This is a genomic window from uncultured Microscilla sp., assembly GCF_947493425.1.
In the GTDB taxonomy this organism is placed as follows: Bacteria; Bacteroidota; Bacteroidia; order Cytophagales; family Microscillaceae; genus Microscilla.
Map to the genome: position 1 here is coordinate 13,193 of NZ_CANLRP010000016.1, position 15,583 is coordinate 28,775.

The window sequence follows — 15,583 nt, forward strand, 5'->3', positions numbered from 1 at the left end:
TCTCCAGCACATTACCTGGTTTGTAAGCACTTTAGGCAAGTTGGGTATTGACTGTTGATAAATTACCAAATCAAATTTGAAATAGAAATATGAAATCTATATATAAATATTTATTTATTCTTGCATGGTTTACTGTGGCAGTAACCTCTTGTAATTTTAAAGAGCAAGTAGACCCCAACCGACCAGGGGTAGACGAATTGGTTACCAAGGGTCAGGTGAATGCATTGACCATTGGTTTATTGGCTGACATTAGGAACGGGCTTCAGATATACCGTACTGCGTCAGGCACCATTGCCCGTGACCTGTATTTGTTTGACGCTGATCCTCGAAACACCCAAGACCTATTGGGTAAAAATGGTGGTCAGCTTGACAACAACTCTTTTTATTTGAACGATTGGTATGAGCCTTACTACAGGGTAGTAAAAGACTGTAACCTGTTGATAGCTGCAGTGGCTAAAGATATTCCAGGTGTAAACACTACCGAAGTAAAAGGATATACAGGTTTTGCCAAAACAATGAAAGCCCATGTGTTTATCCAGGTATTAAACCTATTGGGTAGCAATGGGGTGCGTATAGAGGTGGCTGACCCTGCCAACCTGGGACCATTTTTGAAAGATGCCGCCGCTTATACGGCCATCAGAAGCTTGCTTGATGAGGCTGCTACAGACTTAGATGCAGCAGGGGCTGTGTTTGGCTTTGGGTTGCACGAAGGGTTCAAAGATTTTAATACACCTGCCAATTTTAAGAAGTTTAACCGTGCTTTGGCAGCTAAAGTAGCTTTGTATCAAAAAAGCTGGGCAGATGTATTGACTCAGTTGGGCACGTCTTTTTATAGCGAAACAGGCGATTTGAATGTTGGTCCTCAATATAACTTTTCGAGCAGTGCCAATGACCTACTCAACCCATTGTTTTATGGTACAGGGTCTGACAACATTTATGCGCACCCATCCTTTAACCAAGATGCCGAAGCGGGTGACAAACGAGTGGCTACCAAAACCCTGGCGCAAGTAAATACCAAAGATAATCTAACTGCTACTCATCGTCAGAACATTTATAAAAGTAGTGCAGACCCTGTGTCTATTATTCGCAACGAAGAACTGATTTTGATGGCAGCTGAAGCCCATATTCAACAAAACAACGCGACTGAAGCGGTAAGGTTGATCAATATTGTGAGAACTGCGGCGGGGCTTGCCAATTATGCCGGGGCTACCGATCAGGCAACCCTGATCACTCAATTGTTAAAAGAGCGTCGTTACTCGCTATGGTTAGAAGGAGTGCGCATGGCAGACCTCAGAAGGTACAACCGTTTAAACGCGGCCAACTTGCCTATCGACCGTACGGGTGATATTGTACATACTGAGTTTCCTATTCCTTTGAGCGACTCTAATTAACAGGGAGACTAAAACCTTAAACAAGTTCAATAAATAAAGCAAGGCAAACAATGAGTTGTCTTGCTTTTTTTTGTTTGAGGGGCAAAATTTACCATCTTCCACTTTCGTTGAATAATTTGTACTGTTTTGTGCCATACTGAAGTACTATTTAATTTAAAAATAAAAGAATGAAAAAACACCTTTACTCCACTACTTTCCTTTGGTTGATGCTAGGAGCAAGCTGGCTTATTTATGCCTGCCGCACCCCCGAAAGCCGTACCCAAACAAATACTGCCACGCTCGATTCGCTGGATTATAAAATAGGGCAAATGCTGATGGTAGGCTTTAGAGGCACTAGTATCAAGGGTAAAAACCACATCAAACGCGACATTCGTAAGCACCATTTGGGGGGAGTTATTTTGTATAGCCGAGACCTGCTCATGGGGGCGAAACCTCGCAACATAGTGTCTAAATCACAGTTAAAAACGTTGATTACCGACCTCAAAAAACTTTCTGATGTACCCTTGTTGGTGGCCGTAGACGAAGAAGGAGGGAAGGTGAGCCGATTGAATGCAAAATTTGGCTTTGCTACTACCCAAACTCCCCAGGAAATAGGAGATATCAACGACTTGGCTGCCACCGAAAAATGGGCAAATCATATTGCCCAAAAAGTAAAAGCCATGGGCTTTAACGTAAACTTTGCTCCGGTAACCGACCTCAACGTAAACCCCAAAGCACCCATTATTGGCAAGCTGGGGCGTAGCTTTTCGGGCGATGTAAATACTTTGGTACAACACGCTCTTAAGTTTACCAAAGTGCACCAAAAGCACGGCATTGTGTGCGCAATCAAGCATTTTCCGGGGCACGGAAGTGCCATTATGGACTCTCACCTGGGCTTTACTGATGTAACCAATACCTGGAAACCAATAGAACTCAAGCCTTTTAAACAAATGATTGAGCAGGGGTTTGACGGGATGGTGATGACTGCCCATGTATTTAATAAAAAACTGGACGAGAAATACCCAGCTACTTTATCCAAAAAAATTATGAACGATTACCTCCGGAAACAGTGGGGTTGGCAGGGGATTATTATTTCTGACGATATGCAAATGAATGCGATTGCTAAAAACTTTGGAATTGAAGAAGCCTTGGAGAAGTCTATCAATGCTGGAGTCGATATTGTACTTTTCTCAAACAACGGTAGAATTTTTTATAACAAAAATATAGTACCTGAGTCTATTAAAATTATCAAAAAACTCATCAAGCAAGGCAAAATATCGCGTAAACGCATTGATGAATCTTACCAAAGAATAAAAAAAATGAAGCAGGGGCTAACACGTTCCTAAGGAATGGTGTAAAAATAAATTTCTATAGTTTAATAAAATATTTTGTTGCTAGACGCGGCAAAAAATCGGCTAATAGCAGCGCTATTCGGCTATTTTTTAACAAAGTATAGCCTCAAAAGATGAGATTAAGAATGTAAATTTATTTTGGTACCATTCCTAAGTAAACAGAATAATACCTGGCAGGTCAAAAGCCTGTCAGGTAGGTTGTAAGCAATAGCGTTATTTATTCATTCAATTATTCAAAAGCAGGTGGGCTTCTCTTTGGTACAGCTTCATAAAATAACTACAGCTCCGTTTAAACCAGCTTATTTTTTCTGCGGACAACCCAAAAGGGCACTTGTCAATGGTTTCATTGGCAGACTCCGACACATTCTGAAAATGATTCAGATAGGCGTCATTCTTCGCCTTAAGGTTCAATAATTTCTCTTTTACCAACGGCTTCATTTCTTTGGCGTAGTTGGTGAGCAAATCTACAATTTGTTGGTTGCTCTGTTTGGCTCTATATCGAAAGCTGTCTACTTGCGCCCGCAAAACCATCCCGTCTACTTTGGCAAGTTGGGTTTGGTATGCTTTGAGCAAAAGAGCGGCTTTGTCATAGTTTTGAGCTGTGATCAGAGTTTCTATTTGTTGCGCGAGCTTCTTTGAAGGAACTTCGTTTTGCTGGGCAACTCCGTGAAAAACCGTGCTGAAGAGTAGCACATAGCTCATAATATATTTGGTCATGGTTTAGGGTGTTTTGAATGGTTATTAGTGATTTACTTTGCGTAAAAGTCACCCGAATCCATCACAAAGTCAAGGCAATACTACTTGCCAAGTTGCCCAAAACACTATACGATCTTGACCAACTCCTGAACAACTTTTACCAAACTTGCTCAAAGCGATAACTAGCTACAAAACTCATTGATTTACTGATAGTTATCAAAGTTTTCTTCATACATTGATTTTCCTTCTTTGTTCAGCAAGCGCACCCATTTTACTGCCCAGGAGCCTTTGCCACTAAAGGTTATATTGGTAAGTTCTCCAATGTTTTTGACAATGGTTTGGGACAAGATTTTTTCATTGTTCCAATATACCTCAATGAGGCTCCCCCTGGCAACCCACTTAAAGGTGTTCCACTGACGGTAGGTATCTATATCGTGGGTAAATTTGCTGGCAATGTTTACAGGGTATTTTTCCCTATTTAACCAATACTCGCAGCCGTCTAGCTCTAGCTCATAGCTCAACCGTTTGGCAATTGCCTGCATAGATTTTTCGCTGCCTGTTACCGTCATACTTAAATGATTGCAAGTAGCATTAGAGGGCTTATTTATCAGTTTTATTTTTGTTTCAAAAGTGTGGTAGTTGCCATCTACCCCATAGCGGCGGGTGTTTCTTAAATTACTAAAGTAGTAAGAGCGGTATTGTGGGGGTACCAACGTTATCGGAAACACCAATGTACAATCTTGCACTAGCTTATAGGTGGGCTGGTAGGCACCAATAAATTTTTTACCCGCATGCACCCAACCTATCCAGTGAGTAGACGCTTGGTAAACCCTGAGTTTTTTTAGTAAGGTACGTCTGTGTCGTAAGTTCAATATACCATCAGGCTTGTTGACAATAAAACTAATGGTGTCTTGTTTTTTGGTGGTTGTATACAAGCGAGGCGTAATGTCTGTGTGATAACTACTACCAATCCTGATAGTATCTATTGGAAGCTGGCGCACATCATACGCTACAAATACAGTACTTTTATTTTTGCCCTTGATATGCTTTACTATAGAAAAAGTGATCCGCTGCTTGATTTGCTCAGGGGTAAGTTGGGCAAGGGCGGTTTTTTGGGGCAAACTTGCCGTCAAGTCTTTTTTACTCCAAAACCACCACATTGCAGCCAGCCCCAATACCAGGGTCAGTATTCCGGCGATCACCCACAGCATTTTTTTTTGTTGACTGGTATACCAGGGTACCTGTGCCGCATGTGTGTTTTGCATAACTTCATGCACCAACTGGAGTTGAACAGTGGGCGAGTATATAGGCAAGGGCGGGGTAGTAGGGGTGTTTCTTTCTTCTGTTGGCAAAGGCACCCCTAGCTGTTGTTGGCGAAAAGCGTTTTTTTGCCAATAGTCCCAAAAGCGGCTATAATCTAGGTATACCCGGTAGAAATCGTCCCAGTGTTTAAAATGGAAAACATTGTTTTGATAACCCACATAAATGGCCAACCCTTGTTTCTTTTTGTCATTGCGTGAGGTACCGTCTTTGTTTTTGCCTAACAAACGTTTAAGCGAAGAACCCGAAATGGTGTACAACGAAAGTTCTTGCTTTGATACGTTTAGTTTTTGCTGAATTACCAGGTTAATGTCTATTGCCAGACTCTCGAAAAAGCCATTGGGAAGTTTGGCAATAGACATAGGCAAGTGATGGGGGTGCTTGTTTCTAAATATTTTGTACCAACGCTTTTCTTGCCAAAGTTCCTCTACTTTGGCATCCCATTCTTTATAAATTTTGTGGATCAAACACCTTCTTAATAACTCATCTGCTGTGATCATAGACTACACACTGGCTATAAACTCATATAAATCGTCTTTGGCTCCCAAGGCAAGCTTTTTCTTAAGGCGATAGCGTGCCACTTGCATACTTTTGGGCGCTACATTCAGCATTCGGGCTATTTCTTTGCCCGAAAGTTTAATGCGAAGATAAGCACAATGTTTTAATTCGTTTTGGGTAAGGTTAGAAAACTGTTGACTGAGGTCTTCGAAAAAGCGTGGGTGTACTTTTTCAAAGTGCAGCTTGAACCTATCCCAGTCATCAGTGAGTGTGATGTTGTTGTTTATCAGTGTGTTAATTTTTTTTAACGATTTTCTTTTATCTACAGGTGTAAGCTCTATAAGCTCGGTTACCATGTCATTGATATTACCCAAAATCTCATTTTTTTGGTATACAAACATTGCCGTAGTGCTTAGTTCGCGTTGGCTGTGTTCGAGCGCATTCTGAAACTTATCCGCTTTAAGTTGGTTGATTTCTGCTTGATTTTTTAGTTCTTCCTGGATATGCCTGTGTTCTTTTTCTTTAAGTATTGCCTGCGTTTCAAGATGTTCTTTTTCCAGACGGTTTTTTTCAGTGTTTACCTCAAACGTACGTTCTTTTTGTTCAAACAAAGCCCTACGCATTCTGCTACGGTTCCAAAGTGCTACTGCTATGATCAGCAATACTCCAGCTCCGGCAAAAGCTATGTTACGTTGCAAACTCCTGATGTTGGCTTTCTGGGCTTTTAGCGCATTGTCTTTTTTCAATAGGGCAATTTCTTTTTGTTTTTTCTCAAACTCGTGTTTTGCCTCTATGTTGGCTATAGCCCTCCCTTTTTCCAGGTTTAGCAGGCTGTCTTTATGAACCAGGTATCGCTGTAGATATTCATTGGCCTTTTTGTGGGCGCCTTGTGCTGTATAAAACCGGGCAATAGTTTGCTCGGCACGGCATACTATCTCCAGGTACCCTGTTTTTTGCGCTACTTTGTATGCCTGTTGGACCGCCGCCTGTGCTTTGTCAGTTTCTCCCAGTGCTTCGTATGCTTCGGCTATGTTTTGATAAGTACGACTCACTTCTTTGGTAAACTGATTTTGTTCCTGTATTTTTTTTGCTTTTAGCCATACCTGAAGCGCTTGGCGGTATTCTTTTCGAAAAAAATGTAATACCCCAATATTGACCAATATGGTCGCTATACGTGCCTGAATATGGTGACTTTCGGCAACTTTAAGTGCCTTTTGGTAATAAATCAACGCTGAATCGGACTTTTGAATGCGGCGGTATACCACCCCCGTATTGATCAAATTATTGATTTTTGCCGAGGGCGACACTTTAGGTATTTGTTGGCTCAGTTGCTCAGAGGTTTTAAAATACCTCATTGCCTTTTTATAATCTTTGGTAAAGAGGTATACTAACCCAATATTGGTATGAGACGATACCAGCCCCACAGAGTCTTTGATTTTTTCGCGCAAGCGTAAGGCTTCATGGTGCAATTCCAACGATTTTTTATATTGCCCTTTAGGGCGATAAATTGCCGCCAGGTTATTGAGGCAAGCTACGTATTGCTTGGTGTGGTTGAGTTGCTGAAACATAGACATTGCCTGTTTAGTACTATCTATAGCAGCGTTCAAGTCACCCTTGAGCCAATAAACTACTCCTAACTTATGCAATGCCAAGGCTTTGCCCCTTGAGTAGCCGAGCTGGTGGGCAAGGGCATAAGCTTGTTGAGCATACATGAGGGCGGTGTCGGCCGAACTATACTTAAATTCCCAGGCAAGTTGATCAAGCGTGAGCACCCGTGTGGTGTCAGTTTGGTGGATGAGCATATTTTTCAGGCTATCTATTGCGTGGGTATTTTGGGCATTGGCAGACACGCCCCATAGCGTGAACAAACTTACCAGGCTGGATAAGGTAAATAATAAGCGGTGTTTCATTCGTGGTTTTTATGGTTGCTTGGTTCAATATTTAAGACGAAGCGTTACATAGGTTAAGTAAGTACTAAGACAGAAATAACTTATATTTATAGTTTTGTTTCTACCTTTGTCCTATGAGTCGTAAACATCGCTACATAGAGCATCTAACAAAGGAGGAACAAGATTCTCTACAAAAAGGGTATAAAAACGGTAAAAGTCACATTTTTCGCAGAAAATGTTATGGCATATTATTGAGCCATGAGCGAAAAAACATGACTGAATTATCCGATTTTTTTAACGTCAGTAAAGTTAGTATTTCTACTTGGCTGAATGAGTGGGAAATGGGTGGTATAGAAGGATTGTACTTAAAGCCTGGTCGTGGGCGTCCCAAGAAACTCAATCCTGATAATGTAGAGGAGGTCAAAACAATAAAAACTCTGATAGAAAATGAGCCCAAAAACCTTCAACGTGTTGTTGGTCAAATAAAAGAAGAACTTGGGATTGACTTGTGTAAAAAGACCTTACAACGTTTTTTAAAAGAGTTGACTATCGGTGGAAACGGTTCCGCAAAGGGTTAAAAAAGGAACCAGATCCGGCAATATACGCTCAAAAAAAGAAGAATTGCAAGCACTCGTTTTGTTGGAAGAAAAAGGTGCAATTGATTTGCTTTTTGGAGATGAAAGTAGCTTCAATTTAACGCCTTGCGTTCCTTATGGTTGGCAACCCGTTGGTGAGCAACGAGTAATAAAAAGTGCTAAAGACCATGTAGTAAACCTATTTGGAATGCTCAGTAGAAAAGGAAAGTTGATCACTTATGCCACTAGGCAAAATATCAATAGTGATTTTATTATAGAATGCCTTGATGAGATAGCTTTAAGGATCAACAAACCAACAGTTATTGTGCTTGACAATGCATCTTGGCACAAAGCAAACCGGGTAATCGAGAGGCAAAAAGTATGGGCAGAAAAAAATCTTTTTTTATTTTTTTTACCAACATATAGTCCCCACCTAAATCTAGTGGAGACCCTTTGGAGAAAAATAAAATATGAATGGTTAAAACCACAAGATTACTTCACTACTGATACGCTTAGGAATGGTGTAAAAATAAATTTCTATAGTTTAATAAAATATTTTGTTGCTGGACGCGGCAAAAAATCGGCTAATAGCATCGCTATTCGGCTATTTTTTAACAAAGTATAGCCTCAAAAGATGAGGTTAAGAATGTAAATTTATTTTGGTACCATTCCTTAGAGAAGCTATATTTAATATTATTAGAAAATACGATCACGAGTTTCAAATTAACTTTAGCTAAATAGATTTATGTATAAGTTATTTTTGTTCACTTACTTAGCAGCAAGTCCTTAGATACCGATAAATATCGGTGCAATTAGCTATAAGTCCTTAGATACCGATGTATATCGGTGCTACAAGTAAAGATAACTATCTCATAATATGATAGTTATACTTGCATATTAGGTATATTTAATTTTGTCTTGGTACATACATACTAAGCCTGATGGTTTTGTTAAAAAGTGGACTATTGCCCATTCAAGCTTTCTTTAGTTTTTTTAGACACTAATGACCAAAAATGAACTACTTTAAAAAAACAACCTTGATTGTATGGGTAGTGTGGAGCCTTGGAGGTTTTATACAGTGTACCTCTACGCCCGAACAAACGGTGAAAAACAGCAACCCAGAGCCGCCAGCATCTGCGCGCAAGGTAGTAGCGCCCGATACCAGCCAATACAAGCTCAACCAGCTAGAGGGCAGCGAGTATATTTGGGGCAAAAAACCTTGTACTGGAGTCAACCGCTCTACTTTTAGGGCTGTGTTGGTGTTTTTGCCCCAACAGGTAGTAAGGTATGTATACACCAATGTGACAGTGGGCGATGACGGCAAAGGGTCTGAAGAACAAAAAGTATGGCAGGGTACTTACCAGCGGCAAGGAAGCGAACTTACTTTGCATTTTACCCAAATTACCCAGTGGCAAAAAGGATTTGAAGACGCCAATGCTCGACAAACCCAGCAAGAAAAAATAGATAAGAAGCTTGCCTTCAAAGCTGTAATGTGTCACCACAACCGCTCGGCACTGCAAAACCTATCGACTGCGCTTGACCCGGAAAAAGGAGGCAATTGGGTAAAGAAGTAGCTACATTAATAATGGTCAATTGCTCAAATATTTCTCCCTTAGTTGAGCATCCAGTGTTTCGATATATGTCTTGCCATAAGCGCCATTTTCCATATCGCCATACAGCCAATAAGGTAAGTCTTGTTTGATTTCTTTACACCTACTTGCCCCTGCCAATGCTATAGCGGCTACGGTGTCTACATCGCCCGTATAAGCAATGCAGCTTTTGAGCAAATTGCTCATGGTATCGGCTTGGGCAATGGCAGTAATGGCAGCCCGTACGCTCATCCAACCTTTAGAGCGTACTTTACCCGTCCACTTGCTGAGCCAATCGCCCTTTACGTTGGCTTTGAGGTAGCGTGCCAGGTTTTGTTTCTTGCCACCTTCCCAGGTAAAAAAGTGTACCATCAGTGCCGACGCTTTGGCAGCATTGATTCCATCTTTGGTGTGGTGGGTGATAGCAGCTTGTATTTCGGCTTTTTCGAGTACTTCTTGTTTGTCGGCAAGTAAGCCAATGACAGGTGCTCGCATGGCGGCTCCGCTCTTGTCGCTGGTAGGGTTAATCTTAGCAAGAAACTCTTCACCGCCTCCTGTGTTTTTTCTCAAAAAATGGTAAAACCCCTCGGCATAACCTTCCCTGGGGTCGCGCTTAAAAACCTCTACAAATCTTTGGGCAATATTCAATGGAGTCCAGGCATCGCCCGATAGCATCAGCTCGGCTATGGCAAGGCTCATTTGGGTATCGTCAGTATACATGCCAGGCAAAGTGCCCGTATGTTTGGGGTGTTGGCGGTAGCTTAAGTTGTTATGACGCACCACCTCTTGGCGGTCTACATATTCAAAACCAGCCCCGTAAGCGTCGCCTATGGCGAGTTCGATGAGCATGAGGGTATTGTATTTTGTGATTGTGTAAATGAAATAATCGTGTACGAAGTTTTAAAATCTTTGATATATACAATACTCCGCAGTGATTTTAGTCAAAGTTGGTTGTTGATTACCTTCGGTGAGCTCCCGTTGGTCGGTTATCAAACGGTTATGAGTTTAAAAACTATTTAATTATGTGTTTAGGCGTAAAACAGACATCCTTTGAAAAATAAAGCAAGTAAATGAATTTAATGTAAGCCGTTGATTTACAGATATTAACAAGGCAAACATTTACTCGAATCAGCTATGGACTATGGACTAAATACTATGGACTATTGATACAGGTATTTACGTATAAGTCAAGGGGGTAATTGTAGGGGCTACCCCTTGCTATAATGCAATGGAAGTTCTCGATTTATCGGAATGGTTGTCCATGCGAAGAGCAAAAATGAGCGTATACGCCGTCTTTTAAAACTAAATATGATCGTATTTTTGCTCGCATTAATCTTAATACTTATTACCAGTTAATTATAAGACGACTTTGTACAGCTCTAAAAATAAAATATGAATGCCGATAAAACAAGAACAGAGTACATTAGACGAGTAAATTTCGTTTTAGATTTTATCGAGAATAATCTTGAAGCGGATTTGTCACTTGAGTCTTTGTCAAAAAAAGCCTATTATTCCCCTTACCACTTTCATAGAGTTTTTTCGACAATTATAGGAGAAAATCTGAACCAGTACGTCAATAGAAAACGAATAGAACGTATCGCCTCCATTCTATTGATACGTTCAGATAAATCCATCAAAGAACTTGCGTATATCTACGGGTTTAATAGCGAAAGTTCTTTTTCAAGAGCATTTAAAAAGTATTATGGAATTAGCCCAACCAGATTCAAATCAGAAGGAAAAAATACACTTCGCAAGATTGGTATAGAGCTTTTCACAACTGAGCAATACATTTGTAGCACTGATCATATTAAAAAATGGATTGAAATGAATGCACAAATTGTTATAACAGAACTACAAGAAGTAAAACTTGCTGGTATTATGCATATCGGAGAATTTGACAAGGCCAGCAATATGTTTCAAAGGTTGATGGAATGGGGAGCTAAAAAAAGGGTATTGGCTACTTCAGATTTTAAAGCCATTACTATTTATCACGATAACCCCAACGTCACTCAAACCTCAAAATTGAGATTCAGCACGTGTATAACGATTAGTGAGGACATAAATGCAGATGGTGAGGTTAGACCAATCAACTTAAAGAAAGGCATTTATGCTGTTGGCCATTTTGAAATTAAAGCAGAAGAAATTCCAACAGCCTGGAAAAATATGTGCGTCTGGGTCATTGAAAATGGTTATGAATTTAGGGATGGAGACTATTTTGAAGTGTATCATAATGACCACAAAACTCATCCTGATCAAAAATTCATATTAGACATTTGTATTCCACTCGAAAGAACAGGAAACCTAAAAATTGAGAAAAAAAATAAGGTAGATTTCTTGGATTACAAAGAACAAAACAAGCGAGGTGAAAAACATTTAGATTACCATCAACTGATAGGTTACATGAAAGAGTTGAGAGGGTTTTTACATAAAGAATACAGCGTTAATTTTAAATTTGGAAATCTTTATCAAGGAAGCCCTGATTTTTCCTATTTTTCATTTACAACTGAGGAGTTGAAAAAACAAAAGCTGAAATTTGTGATTGTATTAAACCACCAGGATTTATATTTTTCGATTTGCTTATCTGGTCAAAACAAAAGCATCCGAAAAAAATACTGGGAAATATTTAAAGGTAGTGATTGGGACAAATATCATTTGGCAGAATCAATTAATGAAAGTCTGTCAATTATTGACCACACCATTGTGAAAGAACCCGATTTTAGTAATAAAAAATGTTTAACAGAACAGATTGAAAAAGAATCGTTCAAATTCATAAACGAGATTAGAGGCATACTTGAATCATAAAAAACGATCGTTGTATTTGCCAAATGCCCTTTTTAATGAAAAACAAAAAAACGGTACTTCAACCCAAACGGATGTACCGTTTCTTCCGGTATAAGTTGCGAAGAAATTGAGACGTATTTTCTTCTAGTAAAGCATCTGCAACACCTGGCTGTTATATTAAAGTGCACAAAGTAGTAGTTGTTACCCAGTACATCTTCCCTGAACTCGATCCAAGGTTTTTCTCCGCGCTCCTGGTAAAGCAAGCTCAGGCTTATCACTCTGGCTTAAGTTGAAAAAGCCTTAAGCCTATATACCTTCTATGTAAATTTGCTGCGCAAGACCAGTTACAAACTGTTTATTATTTTTGGATTTAAGTTACTGCTGCACTTAAGCCAGCAGTAGCCTCGCTTTGCGAACCATAAAACCATATAGCAATAGAACTGCTATCATTCCATCTCCATCTTCAAATACTTACCCGTAAACCCTTTTTTCTTTTTGATGAGTTGTTCGGGGGTGCCTTCAAAAATAATTTCCCCCCCTTTTTCGCCTCCATCAGGACCCAGGTCTACAATATGATCGGCCACCTTTATTACGTCTAAGTTGTGCTCAATAATGAGTACTGTGTTGCCCTTGTCTACCAGTTTTTGCAGCACTTGTAGTAGTATACGAATGTCTTCGAAGTGCAGCCCCGTGGTGGGTTCGTCTAAAATGTACAAGGTTTTGCCCGTGTCGCGTTTCGAGAGTTCTTTGGCAAGCTTGATGCGTTGTGCCTCGCCACCCGAAAGGGTAGTAGCTTGTTGCCCCAAGGTAATGTAGCCTAGCCCTACTTCTTGCAAAAACTTAATTTTACGCAAGATAGAAGGTTGGTTTTCAAAAAACTCTACGGCTTGCTCTACGGTCATGTCCAGTATGTCGGCAATAGACTTGCTCTTGAAACGCACCTCTAGGGTTTCGCGGTTATAGCGCTTGCCCTTGCAGGTTTCGCACTCGATGTATACATTGGGCAAAAAGTCCATTTCTACCAATTTCATTCCTCCCCCTTGGCAGGTTTCGCAGCGTCCGCCCTTTACGTTGAACGAAAAACGCCCCGGTTTATAACCCCTTATTTTGGCTTCGGGCAATTGGGTAAACAAGTCGCGGATGTTGGAGAAAAATCCCACATAAGTGGCAGGGTTTGAGCGGGGAGTGCGTCCAATCGGCGATTGATCTACTTCTATTACTTTGTCTATGTGCTCCAGTCCTTCTATTTTTTTGTAGGCAAGGGGTTTGCGCTTGGCGCGGAAAAAGTGGGTATTGAGAATAGGGTAGAGGGTGTCGTGAATAAGGCTCGACTTGCCACTGCCGCTTACTCCGGTAATGCATACCATTTTGCCCAAAGGCAACTTCAGGTTGACATTTTTTAGGTTGTGTCCGGTAGCCCCCTTCAGCACCAACTGATTGCCGTTGCCTTTGCGTCGTTTTTTGGGTACTTCTATAGTTTTACGGTTGCTTAGGTAGTCTACCGTCATGCTTTGCTGTTGCATAATCTCCTGAGGTGTACCTTGAGCCACTACCTTGCCCCCATGAATACCCGCCCCTGGTCCTACATCCAGAATGTGGTCAGCTTCCATCATCATATCCTTGTCGTGCTCTACCACTATAATGGTGTTGCCCAGGTCACGCAGCTCGTGCAACGACTGAATCAGTTTTACGTTGTCGCGGGCGTGCAACCCAATACTGGGCTCGTCTAAAATATACAGTACTCCCACCAATTGAGTGCCTATTTGGGTGGCAAGCCTGATACGTTGGGCTTCGCCTCCCGACAGGGTACGCAATGAACGGTTGAGGGTAAGGTAACCCAGCCCAATATTGAGCAATAGACTTACCCGTTTTCTTATTTCTTTGAGTATTTCGTGGGCAATTTGGTTTTGCTTTTCGCTTAGGCGGTCTTCTACATCTGCCAACCAGCTGCCCAGGTGGTTGATGTCCATTTCGCTGAGTTGAAAAATGTTGTGGTTGTCTATTTTAAAATGCAACGACTCTTGCTTCAGGCGGGCACCTTCGCAAGTAGGGCAAGTGTTGATCTGGACAAAGTCTTTAGCCCAACTTTGCAGTTTTTCGGTGCCCTCTTCGTAGTTTTTTTTCATGTACGCCTTGATACCATCAAAGGTGGTTTCGTAGGTACGTTTGTATTTGGGCGAATATACTTTGAGGAGTTCATCCGAACCGTTTAAAATAACATCTACCAGGTCTTGGGGCAGTTTTTCTATGGGCGTGCTTAAGCTAAACTTGCGGTTTTTGAGCATTTTTTCCAATTGCTTAAACATCCAGGTATCGCGGTATTCGCCCAAAGGTGCAATTCCTCCCCGGCTAATGCTCAGCGATTTGTCAGGCATCAGGGTTTCTTCGGTAAACTCTTCTATCACCCCCAGGCCTTTGCAGTCGGTACAGTATCCATAAGGCGAATTAAACGAGAAAGCATTGGGGGCAGGTTCGTCATACGAAATACCCGAAGTAGGGCATACCAAATTGCGTGAAAAATGAATGGGTTTGTCATTGCTATCGTGGAGCTGTAGCATCAACGAACCTTTGCCTTCTTTGAGGGCAGTGGCTACCGATTGGGCAAGGCGCATGCGTTGTTCGGCTTTGATGGCAAGTCGGTCGACTACTACTTCTATGTCGTGAATTTTGTAACGGTCTACTTGCATTTTAGGCTCCAGGTCTAGTATCTCGCCATCTACCCTCACCTTGGCATAACCCGCCTTCCGTATTTGTACAAAAAGCTCTCGGTAGTGCCCTTTTCGCCCTTTGACCACTGGCGCAAGCAACAACACCTTTTGTCCCTCAAACTTGGCAATGATTTGGTCAATGATCTGGTCTTCTGACTGTTTGATCATTTTTTCGCCCGTTACATAAGAAAAAGCTTCTCCGGCACGGGCAAACAACAAACGAAAGAAGTCATAAATTTCGGTGGTAGTACCCACCGTAGAGCGTGGGTTGCGTGACGTGGTTTTTTGCTCGATGGCAATGACCGGACTCAAGCCGTTGATCTTGTCTACATCGGGGCGTTCCATGTCGCCAATAAAAGAACGGGCATACGCCGAAAAACTTTCCATATAGCGTCGTTGCCCTTCGGCGTAGATGGTGTCGAAGGCAAGCGATGACTTACCACTGCCACTTACCCCGGTTACCACAATCAATTTGTTGCGGGGAAAAGTAACATCTATGTCTTTGAGGTTGTGTTCGCGTGCGCCAAAAATCTCCAGGTTATCAGTATAACCAGTTGATATATCTGTGCCTTCGTTATTGGCAGTAGTCTCAGTATTAAGGGTATCCATCTTATTCACAAGGCTTAGGGAATTCTCGGTTTGTACAAATACATTTTTAACCAACTACAAACTTACATTTTTTTTGCTGATTGTGTACACATAAAATGAGTAATCCAACCGGATTGTTCATTTTTTTAGCAATTTTTATGGAGAAGGTGAATAGAGATAAGTTTTAAGCCCTCATTAGGAATTACGAGTTTGAGAA

At 41.2% G+C, this 15,583-nt stretch carries 11 protein-coding genes; 6 read left to right on the top strand and 5 right to left on the bottom strand.

The window, feature by feature from the left end; translation table 11 throughout:
- Positions 1–89: 89 nt before the first annotated feature.
- Both Q0954_RS06705 and Q0954_RS06710 read left to right on the top strand, forming a co-directional pair.
- Positions 90–1,391, top strand: a complete 1,302-nt coding sequence (locus Q0954_RS06705) for a RagB/SusD family nutrient uptake outer membrane protein (RefSeq protein ID WP_299455273.1) — start codon at positions 90–92, stop codon at positions 1,389–1,391.
- Between the two features lie 167 nt (positions 1,392–1,558).
- The gene (locus tag Q0954_RS06710; protein ID WP_299455275.1) at positions 1,559–2,716 is read left to right on the top strand and encodes a glycoside hydrolase family 3 N-terminal domain-containing protein; all 1,158 of its coding nucleotides are present in this window, start codon (positions 1,559–1,561) and stop codon (positions 2,714–2,716) included.
- A 231-nt stretch (positions 2,717–2,947) separates the two neighbouring features.
- Here the strand turns inward: Q0954_RS06710 and Q0954_RS06715 are convergent, their stop codons facing one another.
- The 3 genes from Q0954_RS06715 to Q0954_RS06725 all read right to left on the bottom strand — a co-directional run bounded on the left by Q0954_RS06715 (position 2,948) and on the right by Q0954_RS06725 (position 7,146).
- Positions 2,948–3,439, bottom strand: coding sequence for a hypothetical protein (locus tag Q0954_RS06715; RefSeq protein ID WP_299455278.1), 492 nt, complete (start codon positions 3,437–3,439; stop codon positions 2,948–2,950).
- Positions 3,440–3,621: 182 nt separating this feature from the next.
- Positions 3,622–5,238: a hypothetical protein gene (locus Q0954_RS06720; RefSeq protein ID WP_299455280.1), complete on the bottom strand. Its 1,617-nt coding sequence runs from the start codon at positions 5,236–5,238 to the stop codon at positions 3,622–3,624.
- Between the two features lie 3 nt (positions 5,239–5,241).
- Positions 5,242–7,146, bottom strand: coding sequence for a tetratricopeptide repeat protein (locus Q0954_RS06725; protein ID WP_299455283.1), 1,905 nt, complete (start codon positions 7,144–7,146; stop codon positions 5,242–5,244).
- Positions 7,147–7,259: 113 nt separating this feature from the next.
- Between Q0954_RS06725 and Q0954_RS06730 the strand changes: the two genes are divergently transcribed.
- The 3 genes from Q0954_RS06730 (at position 7,260) to Q0954_RS06740 (ending at position 9,274) form a co-directional block, all read left to right on the top strand.
- Complete coding sequence (locus Q0954_RS06730) at positions 7,260–7,703, top strand: helix-turn-helix domain-containing protein (protein ID WP_366916719.1); 444 nt, start codon at positions 7,260–7,262, stop codon at positions 7,701–7,703.
- Positions 7,678–8,325: an IS630 family transposase gene (locus Q0954_RS06735; RefSeq protein WP_299455289.1), complete on the top strand. Its 648-nt coding sequence runs from the start codon at positions 7,678–7,680 to the stop codon at positions 8,323–8,325. The genes Q0954_RS06730 and Q0954_RS06735 overlap by 26 nt, the downstream gene beginning before the upstream one ends.
- A gap of 388 nt (positions 8,326–8,713) precedes the next feature.
- Entirely contained in the window at positions 8,714–9,274 is a 561-nt protein-coding gene (locus tag Q0954_RS06740) for a hypothetical protein (RefSeq protein WP_299455290.1), read from the top strand.
- A gap of 15 nt (positions 9,275–9,289) precedes the next feature.
- Here the strand turns inward: Q0954_RS06740 and Q0954_RS06745 are convergent, their stop codons facing one another.
- Complete coding sequence (locus Q0954_RS06745; protein WP_299455293.1) at positions 9,290–10,138, bottom strand: ADP-ribosylglycohydrolase family protein; 849 nt, start codon at positions 10,136–10,138, stop codon at positions 9,290–9,292.
- Positions 10,139–10,681: 543 nt separating this feature from the next.
- Between Q0954_RS06745 and Q0954_RS06750 the strand changes: the two genes are divergently transcribed.
- The gene (locus Q0954_RS06750) at positions 10,682–12,091 is read left to right on the top strand and encodes a GyrI-like domain-containing protein (RefSeq protein ID WP_299455296.1); all 1,410 of its coding nucleotides are present in this window, start codon (positions 10,682–10,684) and stop codon (positions 12,089–12,091) included.
- 425 nt (positions 12,092–12,516) lie between these two features.
- On the opposite strand, the gene uvrA is transcribed toward Q0954_RS06750, so the two are convergent.
- The gene (uvrA, locus tag Q0954_RS06755) at positions 12,517–15,387 is read right to left on the bottom strand and encodes an excinuclease ABC subunit UvrA (RefSeq protein ID WP_299455298.1); all 2,871 of its coding nucleotides are present in this window, start codon (positions 15,385–15,387) and stop codon (positions 12,517–12,519) included.
- Between the last annotated feature and the right edge of the window lie 196 nt (positions 15,388–15,583).

Bases quoted from the DNA above. Each gene is read 5' to 3' on its own strand.
- Q0954_RS06725 (WP_299455283.1), bottom strand. From the start codon at position 7,146: ATGAAACACCGCTTATTATTTACCTTATCCAGCCTGGTAAGTTTGTTC.
- Q0954_RS06720 (WP_299455280.1), bottom strand. From the start codon at position 5,238: ATGATCACAGCAGATGAGTTATTAAGAAGGTGTTTGATCCACAAAATT.
- Q0954_RS06745 (WP_299455293.1), bottom strand. From the start codon at position 10,138: ATGCTCATCGAACTCGCCATAGGCGACGCTTACGGGGCTGGTTTTGAA.
- Q0954_RS06715 (WP_299455278.1), bottom strand. From the start codon at position 3,439: ATGACCAAATATATTATGAGCTATGTGCTACTCTTCAGCACGGTTTTT.
- Q0954_RS06705 (WP_299455273.1), top strand. From the start codon at position 90: ATGAAATCTATATATAAATATTTATTTATTCTTGCATGGTTTACTGTG.
- Q0954_RS06740 (WP_299455290.1), top strand. From the start codon at position 8,714: ATGAACTACTTTAAAAAAACAACCTTGATTGTATGGGTAGTGTGGAGC.
- uvrA (WP_299455298.1), bottom strand. From the start codon at position 15,387: ATGGATACCCTTAATACTGAGACTACTGCCAATAACGAAGGCACAGAT.
- Q0954_RS06750 (WP_299455296.1), top strand. From the start codon at position 10,682: ATGAATGCCGATAAAACAAGAACAGAGTACATTAGACGAGTAAATTTC.
- Q0954_RS06730 (WP_366916719.1), top strand. From the start codon at position 7,260: ATGAGTCGTAAACATCGCTACATAGAGCATCTAACAAAGGAGGAACAA.
- Q0954_RS06710 (WP_299455275.1), top strand. From the start codon at position 1,559: ATGAAAAAACACCTTTACTCCACTACTTTCCTTTGGTTGATGCTAGGA.